13 protein-coding genes are annotated in these 13,447 nt (G+C 39.8%); 10 read left to right on the top strand and 3 right to left on the bottom strand.

The window, feature by feature from the left end:
- Positions 1-38: 38 nt before the first annotated feature.
- Entirely contained in the window at positions 39-938 is a 900-nt protein-coding gene (locus H5183_RS12040; RefSeq protein WP_182731784.1) for a Dyp-type peroxidase, read from the top strand.
- Between the two features lie 19 nt (positions 939-957).
- Here the strand turns inward: H5183_RS12040 and argR are convergent, their stop codons facing one another.
- Positions 958-1,425, bottom strand: coding sequence for a transcriptional regulator ArgR (argR, locus tag H5183_RS12035; protein WP_145235470.1), 468 nt, complete (start codon positions 1,423-1,425; stop codon positions 958-960).
- Between the two features lie 224 nt (positions 1,426-1,649).
- Between argR and mdh the strand changes: the two genes are divergently transcribed.
- Positions 1,650-2,585: a malate dehydrogenase gene (gene mdh, locus H5183_RS12030; protein WP_145235472.1), complete on the top strand. Its 936-nt coding sequence runs from the start codon at positions 1,650-1,652 to the stop codon at positions 2,583-2,585.
- An 80-nt stretch (positions 2,586-2,665) separates the two neighbouring features.
- Here the strand turns inward: mdh and ispB are convergent, their stop codons facing one another.
- On the bottom strand, positions 2,666-3,637 hold the full coding sequence (gene ispB / locus H5183_RS12025; RefSeq protein WP_182731783.1) for an octaprenyl diphosphate synthase: 972 nt from the start codon (positions 3,635-3,637) through the stop codon (positions 2,666-2,668).
- A gap of 422 nt (positions 3,638-4,059) precedes the next feature.
- Between ispB and rplU the strand changes: the two genes are divergently transcribed.
- From rplU to H5183_RS11990, 7 genes are all read left to right on the top strand, one after another.
- Positions 4,060-4,371, top strand: a complete 312-nt coding sequence (gene rplU / locus H5183_RS12020) for a 50S ribosomal protein L21 (protein WP_006794538.1) — start codon at positions 4,060-4,062, stop codon at positions 4,369-4,371.
- Between the two features lie 16 nt (positions 4,372-4,387).
- Positions 4,388-4,645 (top strand): 50S ribosomal protein L27, encoded by a 258-nt coding sequence (rpmA, locus tag H5183_RS12015; RefSeq protein WP_064665557.1) that lies wholly within the window; start codon positions 4,388-4,390, stop codon positions 4,643-4,645.
- A 141-nt stretch (positions 4,646-4,786) separates the two neighbouring features.
- Positions 4,787-5,941, top strand: a complete 1,155-nt coding sequence (gene cgtA / locus H5183_RS12010; RefSeq protein WP_145235477.1) for an Obg family GTPase CgtA — start codon at positions 4,787-4,789, stop codon at positions 5,939-5,941.
- Between the two features lie 85 nt (positions 5,942-6,026).
- The gene (gene folA / locus H5183_RS12005; RefSeq protein WP_145235540.1) at positions 6,027-6,506 is read left to right on the top strand and encodes a type 3 dihydrofolate reductase; all 480 of its coding nucleotides are present in this window, start codon (positions 6,027-6,029) and stop codon (positions 6,504-6,506) included.
- A 79-nt stretch (positions 6,507-6,585) separates the two neighbouring features.
- Positions 6,586-6,963, top strand: coding sequence for a DUF3718 domain-containing protein (locus H5183_RS12000; RefSeq protein WP_145235479.1), 378 nt, complete (start codon positions 6,586-6,588; stop codon positions 6,961-6,963).
- 137 nt (positions 6,964-7,100) lie between these two features.
- The gene (locus tag H5183_RS11995; protein ID WP_145235481.1) at positions 7,101-7,802 is read left to right on the top strand and encodes a DUF3581 domain-containing protein; all 702 of its coding nucleotides are present in this window, start codon (positions 7,101-7,103) and stop codon (positions 7,800-7,802) included.
- A gap of 97 nt (positions 7,803-7,899) precedes the next feature.
- Positions 7,900-9,147, top strand: coding sequence for a DEAD/DEAH box helicase (locus H5183_RS11990; RefSeq protein ID WP_182731781.1), 1,248 nt, complete (start codon positions 7,900-7,902; stop codon positions 9,145-9,147).
- A gap of 112 nt (positions 9,148-9,259) precedes the next feature.
- Here the strand turns inward: H5183_RS11990 and H5183_RS11985 are convergent, their stop codons facing one another.
- Positions 9,260-10,216 (bottom strand): methylenetetrahydrofolate reductase, encoded by a 957-nt coding sequence (locus tag H5183_RS11985; RefSeq protein WP_145235486.1) that lies wholly within the window; start codon positions 10,214-10,216, stop codon positions 9,260-9,262.
- A gap of 247 nt (positions 10,217-10,463) precedes the next feature.
- Between H5183_RS11985 and H5183_RS11980 the strand changes: the two genes are divergently transcribed.
- Positions 10,464-13,349, top strand: coding sequence for a pitrilysin family protein (locus tag H5183_RS11980; RefSeq protein WP_182731780.1), 2,886 nt, complete (start codon positions 10,464-10,466; stop codon positions 13,347-13,349).
- The last annotated feature ends 98 nt before the right edge of the window (positions 13,350-13,447 follow it).

The raw sequence follows: 13,447 nt of genomic DNA, 5'->3' as shown, positions 1-13,447 counted from the left end.
AAAACGCCGTGTATGAGATTTTGAGTTAAGGAAATACCATGGCGCAAGCGCAATCTGGAATTTGTGCTGAGGCAAACTTGCACGGTTTACATTTGTTTTTTAATGTATTTGATGGCCACGATGAGTCATTACGCAAAAAGTTAAAATACGTTAGCGCTATCCAAGATGAGTTTTCAGATCAGTTTTCTGAATCGATGCTCTCCAGCCTAGTTGCAGTGGGGGCACAGTACTGGCCGCACATTCTGCCTGAATTTCTGCCTAGTGAATTACAGAGCTTTCCTAATATTACTCATAATGATCATATTATGGGGGCTCAGCCTTTTGATTTATTTGTCCAAATTCGTTCCGATAGGGAAGATGTAAACCATTTATTTGCTTTGCAAATTCTTAAGTTATTTGCCCCCGATGTTGAATTGGTTGAGCAAGTGCGAAACTTTCGATTTTTAGATGGTCGCGATTTTAATGGTTTTATACTCGGTGGTGACACTCCTCATGGTCGCCAAAAGCGCATCACAGCGTTAATCAATAAACCCAACCATTTTGAAGATCAAGGCAGTTACGTACATATACAGCGCTATAAGCATGACTTAAGTGTGTGGCAAAATTTACCTCTGAGTGAGCAAGAGCAAATAATGGGACGCACTCGCTTAGATAATACCTTGATTATGCCTGCGACTGAGAATAGTCATGCTGTACGCACTGAGTTAAAAGATGAGCAAGGGCAACCACTGCAATTAAATCAAAACATGCCTTATGGTGACGTTTACGAACAGGGGATATTAGCGATTAGTTATGCAGCACAGGGAAATGCATTTGAGCAAGTATTACGAAGTCGATTAGGTGATGCCGATTGCTACGATCATTGGCTTGATTTTACTCAAGCCGATATGGGTTCTGCGTTTTTTGCCCCATCAATTAACTTTTTAAAGCAGCTGTAAAAAGTTTGAATCGGTAGATTTATACCGTATCAAATAAAATACGCACACGTTCAAGAGTTACATCAATTTCAGATACTTTAGCTGGAGCGATAAAAATAGTATCGTCACCAGCAATGGTACCTAGTACGCCATCTGCTTTACCTAATGAATCTAATAGTCGAGCAATTAATTGTGCAGCTCCTGGGCTGGTTCGAATAATGATCATCATTTCGTTATGCATTATATCGATCACTAACTGACGTAATGGGCTTTTCGCTGTAGGTACGCCCATTTCAGCAGGCAAACAATAGACCATTTCTTGTTTGGCATTACGAGTGCGTACCGCGCCAAACTTGCTTAACATCCGCGACACCTTACTTTGACTAATATTATCAAAGCCTTGCTCTTTTAGGGCGTCAACAATCTCACCTTGTGAACCAAAGTTTTCTTCTTTTAAAAGTGCCTTAAAGGCCTTTACTAATGCTTCTTGTTTATCTTGTGGTTGCATATTATAGGTTCTTATTCATAAGTGATGCGCTAATTGTACACAATGTTGCATACTTATGCAGTAGTTGTTTGCTTTTGCGATGGATTTTAGTGCTGTAAACCAGCAAGTTTACAACTATGGTCTAAATTATATGTGAAATAAGCAGGATAAATTTGTCTTTAGTCGTTAATTTCATTATCTTTAGAGCCACAAATATTTCCTACCTCAAATTACGGAGAATTCCAATGAAAGTTGCTGTATTAGGTGCTGCTGGCGGTATCGGCCAAGCGTTGTCTTTATTATTAAAAACAGGCTTACCAGCTGGTTCTGAATTATCACTTTATGATGTTGCTCCAGTTGTTCCTGGTGTTGCTGTTGATCTTTCTCATATCCCAACTGACGTTAAAGTTGCAGGCTTTGGTGTTGATGCACTAGATCAAGCGTTAACTGGTTGTGATATCGTTCTTATCCCTGCTGGTATGCCACGTAAGCCTGGTATGGACCGCGCTGATTTATTTAATGTTAATGCTGGTATTATCAAAACATTAGCAGAAGGTATTGTTGCTAACTGTCCAAAAGCATTAGTGGGTATTATCACTAACCCAGTAAATGGCACTGTGCCAATTGTTGCGGAAGTATTCAAAAAAGCAGGTACTTACGACGCGAAACGTGTTTTCGGTATTACCACTCTTGATGTGATCCGTTCAGAAGCATTTGTAGCTGAGCTTAAAGGTGTTGACGTTGCAACTGTGAAAGTACCAGTAATTGGTGGTCACTCAGGCACAACAATCCTTCCGTTACTATCTCAAGTTGAAGGCGTTACTTTCACTGATGAAGAAGTTGCTGCACTTACTCCACGTATCCAAAATGCAGGTACTGAAGTAGTAAATGCAAAAGCGGGCGGTGGTTCTGCAACATTATCAATGGGCGCTGCTGCTGCACGTTTTTGTATGTCTTTAGTTAAAGGCTTACAAGGTGAAGACGTTGTAGATTACGCTTACGTTGCTGTTGAAAATGGCGATGCTGCATACTTTGCACACCCAGTACGTTTAGGTAAAAACGGCGTAGAAGAAATTCTTTCTTACGGTGAACTAAGCGCATTTGAAGAGCAAGCTAAAAACGACATGCTTGATACGCTGAAAAAAGACATCCAAGAAGGTGTTGATTTCATCAACGCTTAATTGCTAAGTCGATTGATACAAAAAAGCCTGCATTTGCAGGCTTTTTTATGCTCGAAGGATTTTTATACATTAGGTGTTTATTAGTGATTACGATCAACGGCAATACGAGCCAAGCTAACGAGTGCTTCTTTATACTGTGATTCATCTAATACAGATAAACATGCAATCGCTTTATCGGCTTCTTCGTTGGCTTTATTCATCGTAAACTCAAGTGCTTTGGTTTCATTGAGGGCACTTAGAATAGCTTCTAAGTGGTCCATACCATTACTGTGCTCAATGGCATCACGGATCAACTGTACTTGCTCAGCATTACCGTGGCGCATAGCATAAAGTAGTGGCAGGGTAGGTTTGCCTTCGGCCAGATCATCACCGATGTTTTTACCTAACTGCTCAGCATCAGCATTGTAATCAAGTACGTCATCCACCAATTGAAAAGCGGTTCCTAAATGCATACCATAAAGATTAAGCGCTTGCAGCGTAGAGTCGTCTTTTTCGGTAATAATCGCAGCAAGGCCTGTTGCAGCTTCAAATAATTTAGCTGTTTTAGAATAAATTACCTGCATGTAGCTATCTTCGGTGGTATCAGGGTCGTTACAGTTCATTAATTGCAGCACTTCACCTTCGGCAATCACGTTGGTTGCATCAGCGAGTATTTGCATAACTTGCATTTTACCAATACCAACCATCAGCTGAAATGAGCGGGTGTAGATAAAGTCACCAACAAGTACGCTGGCTGCATTACCAAACTCAGCATTTGCTGTCGGTGTTCCTCTGCGTAAATTTGATTCATCAACGACATCATCATGCAGTAATGTAGCTGTGTGAATAAATTCAACAATAGTTGCTAAAGTAACATGATCTTTGCCTTCATAGCCAAGTGCTTTAGCCGCTAAAATAGCCAACATAGGGCGAACACGCTTGCCGCCGCTGTTTACTATATATAAGCCTAGTTGATTGACTAATGCTACATCAGAGCGCATTTGCGCGTAAATTAGTTGATTGACGTCATTCATATCGTTTTCGATTAACGCCTGGATAGCTTTTATATCCATTGATCTCCGAGCCAATTTTAATGGGTATACGGGGCTGATTGTACAACAAAAAACAGCTTTGCTCGACAGTTTGTGACGATTCGCTGAAAAAACACGGTTAAGCAGCTTAATTTAGCCTTAATTTGGAAAGATAACTTTTTTATTTGAGAAAATTTACGTTAATTCAACATGGTTGTTTTTTATTCTTAGTGCGTGTTTGTTCGTGGTGTAATTTATTTGTCATGAAACGCTAAAAAGGCTTGGCATAATGCCAATTTAATATAAAATAGGTGAAAATATTGAATCGCCTTCAATGCAGCTATTTTTTATTCATTTAATTAATAAAACAGGCTTGCTAGTTTTTGCACATTAGCGTAAACTTCGCGCCCTATTGAATAATATTTTAGTTGCGTCGATTTGAGGGCGCACAGACGGAGTTAATTATGTACGCGGTTTTCCAAAGTGGTGGTAAACAGCACCGTGTGACTGAAGGTCAAACAATTCGTCTTGAGAAATTAGACGTTGAGACTGGTGCAGCAGTTGAATTTGATTCAGTACTTTTAGTTGCTGATGGTGAGAAAATCGAGATCGGTGTACCGTTCGTAAACGGTGGTAAAATAACAGCTGAGGTTGTTTCACATGGTCGCGGTGAGAAGATTAAGGTTGTTAAATTTAGACGCCGTAAGCATTCTCGTAAGCAAATGGGCCATCGTCAATGGTTCACAGAAGTTAAAATCACTGGCATTAGCGCTTAATTAGAGGTACTTAGAAATGGCACATAAAAAAGCAGCTGGTAGTACTCGTAACGGTCGCGATTCAGAAAGCAAACGCCTTGGTGTTAAGCGTTTTGGTGGCGAATCAGTTCTAGCGGGTAGCATCATTGTTCGTCAACGTGGAACTAAATTCCATGCTGGCACAAACGTAGGTATCGGTAAAGACCACACTATCTTCGCAAAAGCAGATGGTAAAGTTCAGTTTGAACAAAAAGGTCCTTTAAACCGTAAATACGTAAGCATCGTATCTGAGTAATCAGAATCGGTTCTTAAAAAACCCCGCCTTTGCGGGGTTTTTTGTTTTGAAAATAAATATATACCTAAGCCAAGCCTGCAATCAGCTTGGCTTAGGTATATAATAGTGAAATTAACAAGCCAATCCCTAAAGTGAGTAATCATGAAGTTTGTAGATGAAGTAGAAATTCGCGCAGAAGCTGGAGACGGTGGCAGCGGCATCGTATCTTTCCGTCGTGAAAAATATGTCCCAGATGGTGGACCAGACGGCGGTGACGGTGGAGATGGTGGTAGTGTTTATCTACAAGCTGATGAAAACTTAAATACCCTAATCGATTATCAGTTTGAGCGTTTTCATAGAGCTGAACGTGGTACTAATGGCCGCAGTCGTAACTGTACCGGTAAAAAGGCTGATGACTTATATGTGATGGTGCCTGTAGGTACTCGGATCATGGATGTTGATACCCAAGAAGGTCTTGGTGATTTAACTCAACATGGTCAAAGAATTTTGGTTGCAAAAGGCGGTTTCCACGGCTTGGGGAATGCGCGTTTTAAATCAAGTACTAACCGAGCGCCTCGTCAAAAAACATTAGGCACACCGGGTGAAGTACGTAACCTTAAACTAGAGCTATTATTATTAGCTGATGTTGGTTTATTAGGTTTGCCAAATGCAGGTAAGTCTACTTTTATTCGTAGTGTATCGGCAGCGAAACCAAAAGTAGCTGATTACCCATTTACTACGCTGATTCCAAATTTAGGTGTGGTACGTCCAGAAGCAAATAAATCATTTGTTATTGCAGATATTCCAGGGTTAATTGAAGGTGCCTCTGATGGCGCTGGATTGGGTATTCGCTTCTTGAAACATTTAGAGCGTTGCCGTGTATTACTGCATATTATCGATGTTATGCCTGCCGATGGTTCAAACCCAGTAGATAATGCATTTGCGATCATCAATGAGTTGCATCAGTACAGCCCGAAGCTGGCTGAAAAACCACGTTGGTTAGTCTTTAATAAAATAGACTTATTGCCTGAAGATGAAGCTCAGGAGCTATGTGAGCAAATCGCTGAAGAGTTAGGCGAGACTGAAAATATTTATCATATTTCTGCAATTAATAAGCTAAATACTCAGCCATTAATTCATAACATCATGACGCTACTTGATAGCATGCCAAAAGAAAAGTTTGTACCAGTTGAAGATGAAGAAGTTGAATTCAAATGGGATACTTATCATAAAGATGCCACTAAGAAGAATGATGACGACGACTGGGATAGTTGGGATGATGACGATTATGACGTTGAAGTTGTCTATGAGCGTTAGACTAAAGTAAAATATTTTAAAAGGAGCTGGTGCTCCTTTTTCTTTTTATAATAAAAAAGTATTGGGTTTTAATGTGAAAATTTCAATGATTGCAGCTATGGCTAAAAATAGAGTGATTGGCCAAGATAATGATATGCCATGGCATTTACCTGCTGATTTACAGCATTTTAAAGCGGTTACAATGAATAAGCCCGTGATCATGGGACGTAAAACATTTGAGTCAATTGGTCGCCCTTTACCTGGTCGACGCAACATCGTTATTAGCCGAAATACAGACTATACTGCAGTTGGGGTTGATGTAGTAACATCTCCTGAAGCCGCAATTTCATTGCTGTGTGAGTCTGATGAGGTAATGGTGATTGGTGGCGGGAATATATATCAACAATTTTTAAAAAGTGCCGATACACTTTATTTAACGTTTATTGACCTTGATGTTGCAGGGGATACTCAGTTCCCTGATTATGAACAATCAGCAAACTGGCAAGTTGTAGAAGAGCTGTATAATCAACCTGACGATAAAAACATTTATGGTTATAAATTCGTCACATTGGATAAAGTTAAGTAACATTATTGCGGTTAAGCTTATAGGTTGATACAATATTAAACAACTAAGGTAGTTATAAAGTATTACACAAGGGTATAAAATGATTAAATTATCAACACTCGTTATTGCTGCAGCTGTTATTTCTGGTTCTGTTGCTTTTAGCGCGCCAGTTAAAGCGGATGATCAGTTAGCTGTTTCAATCTGTGAATACATAGCTGCGGATGATAAAAACCGTCTACGTGATAAATTAAAAAGCTCACGTGTGAAAATTCGTAATATTTATGATGCAGTACAATGTAATGGTCTTAACTTGCTACGCCATGCGGTTGCCAGTAATGCAGTTGATACTGGTGAATACATTGTGAAAAACTTATCTAAAAGCTCTTTAGAAGATGGAGCTGACATAGCATGGGCCGAAGCAAATGGTCATGGCGGTTCTGCATTAATACCAGCTATTAAAGAACGTGCTGGTTTATAAGTTATAATAAATCATTAAAAAAGCCGCGATATCGCGGCTTTTTTGTATCTGAAACAAAAGTTTAACAGATTCGACCTCTATTGTAATTTTATCTGGTAGAATAGGCAGGTTATAAGCAGTTTAAGCAGTGAACAACTATGTTAAGTCCTTTTTATCAGCAACATGCTGACTATGTCTCTATTTCTCGTGAACAAGGGTGTCGTTTCGCAAAGTGCGTTGCTGATGATTACAATCCACTTCATGATAAAGATGCAAAACGTTTTTGTGTGCCTGGAGATTTATTATTTTCATTGGTATTAAGTCGTTATGGCATCAGTGAAAAAATGGAATTTACCTTTGCCGGCATGGTTGATGAGAATACCAAACTCAACTTCCCTGAGGGGGCAGATGAGTTTGATATTACCAGTGGCGATAAAGTCATGCTGAAGGTTAAGCGTGAAGGTAAAACTAGCCAGTGCCAAACACTCACAGATAGTCTAATAAAAAATTACGTTGAGTTTTCAGGTACAACTTTTCCGCATGTTATTATTCCACTCATGGGCAAGCAAGATGTCATGATCAACCCTGCTCGCCCTATGGTTATCTATGAGTCAATGTTGATTAATCTCGATACATTAGAGATCCATGCACCTACGTTAGAATACGCAGAGCCGAGTTTTGAATATACAGGCAAGCGTGGAAAAATCACTTTGCGTTTTAACTTGTTAGAAAATGGCGTAAAAGTCGGCTGTGGTGAAAAGCACATGTTGGTATCAGGTATTCAACAATATTGCCAAGATACGGTGGATGATCTAATTACGTTCTATAACCAACGTAAAGAAACCCTCAAACCAGCTTGAACATTTAGCAAGCTTAAAAAGGCGCCGCAAAGCGCCTTTTTTGTTATTCGCTTTGGGCGTACAATAGCGCCATTATTTGTTACACAAAGCTAAACTTATGTCTGCGACTACTTTCTCTGAGTTAAAACTCGATCCTGTACTGCTTAATGCACTTGAACAAAATGAATATCATACCCCTACGGCGATACAGCTAAAAACTATTCCGCTGATTTTAGCTGGTCATGATGTTATGGGGAGTGCACAAACAGGAACAGGTAAAACAGCTGCTTTTGTATTACCTCTGTTACATAAATTACTTAATACACCAAGTAAAGATGAGCCGGGTACTGCTAGAGTACTTATTTTGACACCAACTCGAGAGCTTGCTCAGCAAGTCTTCGCTAGCTTTGAGAAATACGCGCAAGGTACTGATATTAAAGGTGCACTCGCTTATGGTGGTGCCAGTATTGGCCCGCAAATTAAAGCCATGAAAGATGCACAAGTTGTAGTGGCAACACCAGGGCGATTACTTGATCATATAATCAAAGGCAGCATTAAGCTATCAAGTGTTGATTCACTGGTGTTTGATGAAGCCGATCGCATGCTTGATATGGGCTTTATTGACGAAATTAAACGTATATTGCGCCATGTTCCCAGTGATCGTCAGACCTTACTATTTTCAGCGACCTTTGACGATAGTGTATTTGAGCTCAGTAAAAAGTTATTAAAAGATCCAAAACTTGTTGAAGTCAATAAACGTAATTCTGCGGCTGTAGAAGTTGAGCAAATCATTTACGCGGTTGATGAAGACCGTAAACGTGAGCTTGTCTCGCACATGATTGGCATGAAAAACTGGCGCCAAGTACTGATCTTTACTCGCACAAAGCAAATGGCCGATCAACTCGCCAAAGAAATGTGTAAAGATGGCTTAAAAACACAGTCAATTCATGGTGATAAATCTCAAGGTGCACGTGATAGAGCACTGCAAGATTTTAAAGAAGGTACCACTCGTGTGCTAGTGGCAACCGATGTTGCAGCTCGAGGTCTAGACATAGTCTCGTTAAAGTATGTGATTAATTTTGAATTACCTTATATAGCTGAAGATTATGTCCACCGTATTGGCCGCACAGGGCGCGCTGGCGAGCAAGGCTTAGCGATGTCATTAGTCAGCCTTGACGAGCAGTGGTTACTTGAAGAAATTGAAGTGTTGCTTGATACTCGTCTAACGCCGCAGTGGTTAGCTGGCTATGAACCTGATCCAAATAAAAAGCCAAAAGACAACCGTAAAAACACCAATAAATCACGTAAAGAGCGCGACAAAAAACGTATTACAGGGCAAAAAACACCAAACAGAAGACGCAAATAATCGTTCTCAGTCGTGACTTATTAATTCATTGCATAATATAGTATTTATTATCAAGCTCAAAATAAGCAAACGGATATGCTTACTTTGAGTGATAAATTATAAAAACGGATACTTACGCAATTTGTTTTTCAGCTAAGTTTAATTCCATCGTCGCTTTTAATAAGCGGTAAAGATTAATAGATGCATCAATTTCTTCTTTACGGTTGGTTAAACTTTCAATATTTAACCCCAGTGGCACGTCTAAATGCGCGCAACTTCTTAGTATTAAATCTAAGTTTTCACGGCAAATACGTACAGATTCACTCAGTGGGTTTTGCGAATCAAGCATCCGCCATTTAGTTGCATCAGGTACGGAAATTCCTAACCATTGCATAAACTCTAAGGTTTTTTCACTGCCGCAGGGTGTAAAGGTTAGAATAATACGTTTAGGTTCGATACCTTGAGCTTTACAGCTGCGCGCATAACTGGTGATCAAATCCACGGTTGCTTGCGCGTTATACACAGCTTGTGAGATAAAAAATTTACAGCCTTGCGTGGTTTTTTCAAGTAAGCGTTCATGTTCATTACGTTTACTTGCGTGGCGCTCGGCAATGGTAACGCCTCCTAAAAAGAAGTCTTGAGGCTGTTCGCTTAAGACTTTATAAGCATCAGGCAGGCTTAATTTAATATCCCCGTCAGATGATGGACTACCGACTAATACTAGGTTTTTTAAATTAAACTGGTTTTTAGTTTCGCTTAACCACTGTTTAAATTCGGCCACACCGCGCTGTGCAACACTTTTATAAGTGATCACTTCTTGATGCGATAAATTACGTAGTAAGTTACTGTATTCTCGAGGATCTACTGTTTGCTTGAACGGAAAAGGGCGAGGCATCTCAGTGCGACTACTTTCATCTTGAATGTCATAAATAATCACGCCATCGTATTCAATTTCATGCAAACGAGCTAAGAGCTTTTGGGCGATAATTTCAAGCTGCGCTTTATCAGTACCAATACGTGGTGGGGTTGTACCAATTAAGTACACACCCTGATTGGTGTCTTCAATTTTCTCTTGTAGTGATAAAGCCATAATCCTCATTCCAGCTAAGTTAGTGTCTATGGCAAATAATATAGCAGCCATTTAGACGTCTAGATAGATTTTTTTAGTGAAACTTTTTCAACGAAGGTGAGTTTTATTCATGTTGCTCTGAATGAAGAGTTCTCTGATACACAACTGTTTACATAATTTATTACCTCAGGGGTCTTATATTGACTTGCTTTGTTGCATAATCGGATGACTAAAAACAAGAAATTTATTCAACTAACAAGGGATAGCAATGAAATTTAAATTATTAGCAACGAGCCTTGCGGTAACGCTTGCACTGAGCGGCTGTGCAAATAACAGCGGCTCAAACATGGTCAAAGAGGTTGAGATTGAACAGTCAACGGTTGCCAGTAGTAATGATCGGGTGTTCTCACAAGATTATTTATTAGAAGAGCTTGATAACGGTTTACGCGTTATGGTGGTGAAAACTGATTACCCTGATGTGGTATCACTACAAATTCCAGTGTCTGTCGGTTCTCGTAATGAAGTCGAAGCAGGTAAAACCGGTTTTGCACACTTTTTTGAACACATGATGTTTAAAGGCTCTGAAAAATATCCGCAAGATGTGTATTCTGATATTCTAAAAAATTCTGGGGTTGATAATCGCGCTTATACAACCAATGATTACACTAACTATCACTTAAACTTTTCAAAGCAACATCTTGATAAAGTACTTGAAATTGAAGCGGATATTTTTCAAAACCTGACTTATTCAGAAGAGCAATTTCGTACCGAAGCATTAACAGTTAAAGGCGAATACCTTAAAAATAATGCCAGCCCGGTTCGTAAGTTACTTTCTGCAGTACGTAATGAAGCATTCGAAAAACATACTTATAAACATACCACCATGGGCTTTTTTGAAGATATTGAAGCCATGCCGGATCAAATGGCATACGGTAAAGAGTTTTTTGCTAAGTTTTATAAACCTGAATATGTGTCATTAGTGATTGTAGGCGATGTTGATCCAGCTGAAACTATGGCTATGGTTAAAAAACACTGGGGCCAATGGCAAAAAGGCGATTTCGTTGCTGATATTCCAACCGAACCAAAACAGCAAGCGGCGAAATATATACATGAGCAAAACGAAGGCTTACCAGGGCATTGGTTATTAGTATCTTATAAAGGCACAGCCTGGCAGCCAAAACAAAAAGACAGAGCCGCGCTTGATTTACTGTCACAGCTTTATTTTTCAACCAACTCAGAGCTTTACCAAGAGTTAGTGGTTGATAAACAAATTGCTAGCCAAATGTTTAGCTATAACCCTGATACCAAAGATCCCGGCTTATTACATGTTTTTGTGAAAGTTGAAAATGAGGCTGATTTAGCGGTTGCTCGTGATGCAATTAATAGCACCTACGCAAAAGCTCGCACTGAGTTGGTTGATAGCCAAAAGCTAGCTGATTTAAAATCCAATCTTAAATACAGCTTTATTAACGGCCTAGACTCATCACAAGCTATAGGTTCAACCCTTGCCAGTTATATGCATTTTGAGCGCGATCCAGAAGTCGTCAATCAGTTATATGCAACGGCAGATAGCATCACCGCGCAAGATATTAAAGACATTGCTAATAAGTATTTTGTAGACAGTGGTCGTACTACTGTGACTATGTCTGCACTGGATAAAGTGGCTGGCTTTGAACAAGAAGTGGACTTAAACACTCTCGTTGCTAGCAAGCAAACTGTGCAACAGCGTCATTTTAAAGTGCTAGATAAAACCAATAGTTCGCCATTGATTGATATTAACTGGTTATTCCATACCGGTGCTGCGGCTGATCCTAAAGGTCAAAAAGGCGTAGCTGCACTCACTGCGGCCATGCTTGCTCAAGGTGGTTCACAGGCGAAGAGCTACAACGACATTAAACAGGCACTTTATCCATTGGCAGGTAGCTTTGGTTATCAGATAGATAAAGAAATGATTTCGCTACAAGGGCGTGTCCATAAAGATAACGCTGCACAATGGTATGCACTGGTTAGTGAGCAGTTACTAAATCCTGGCTTTAGAGAAGATGACTTTAAACGCCTTAAGAAAGAGCTCATCGACGGTATAAAATCTGGCCTAAAAGCCTCAAATGACGAAGAGCTAGGTAAAGAAGTGCTTTATCATAAGCTGTATCAAGGTCACCCATATGAGAGCTATAACTACGGTGATCTATCTGATTTAGAAGCATTAACACTTGATGACGTGAAAGCGTTTTATGCGAAAGAATTTACTCAAGCTAAACTGACTGTCGGTTTAATTGGCGCAGTACCTGAATCACTTAAAGCAACCATGTTTAGCGATTTAGGTGCTTTGCCTAAAGGTCAGCAAAGTCGTTTATCGATTCCTGATGCACCAGCGCTAAAAGGTCATCACGCTACAATTGTAGAAAAATCAGTGCAATCGACTGCGGTATCGTTTGGCTTCCCAATTGATACCATTCGTAGTAGTGAAGACTGGACGGCACTGTGGTTAGTTCGCTCATACTTTGGCGAGCACCGCAGTTCAAACTCATATCTTTATGAGCGCATTCGTCAAACCCGCGGTATGAACTACGGCGATTACGCGTATATTGAGTATTTCCCACGAGGTATGTTCCAGACTAAGCCTGATGCAAACTTAGGCCGCTCTGAGCAAATATTTCAAGTATGGCTTCGCCCGCTGCGCTCGAACAATGACGCTCATTTTGCAACGCGTACCGCTTTATTTGAACTTGATAAGCTAATCAAAAATGGCATGACAGAAAAAGACTTTGACGCAACGCGTAACTTCTTAATTAACTTTGTGCCGCAAATGGTAGCAAGCCAAAACCGTCAATTAGGGTATGCGCTAGATAGTGAGTTTTACAACACCGATACTTTCGTAAAATATGTAACGAGCAAGCTTGAAAAACTGACAGTAGCTGATGTAAATCGTGTCATAAAAGAGAACTTACAAACGGATGATATTCAGTATGTGTTTATCACCGGCGACGGAAAAGATATGCAAAAGCGCCTAGCGTCAGAGCAAACATCCCCTATGGTATATAATGCAGAGAAACCAGCTGAATTAGTTGCTGAGGATAAAGTAATCGCTAATTACAAACTGGCAATACCAGCGAAAAATATTGAAGTACTTGCTGTAGATAAGGTGTTTGAATAACGAGCATTTAAATAACTAAGAAGCTTAATTTAGATGCCCCAAATTTGGGGCATTTTTATAACATTGCGCCAATTTTTACACCTAATCCAAAAAGTATA

The sequence above is a fragment of the Pseudoalteromonas sp. SR44-8 genome (assembly GCF_014163635.1).
Taxonomy (GTDB): Bacteria; Pseudomonadota; Gammaproteobacteria; order Enterobacterales; family Alteromonadaceae; genus Pseudoalteromonas; species Pseudoalteromonas rhizosphaerae.
This window is presented reverse-complemented; position numbering and strand designations above follow the sequence as displayed.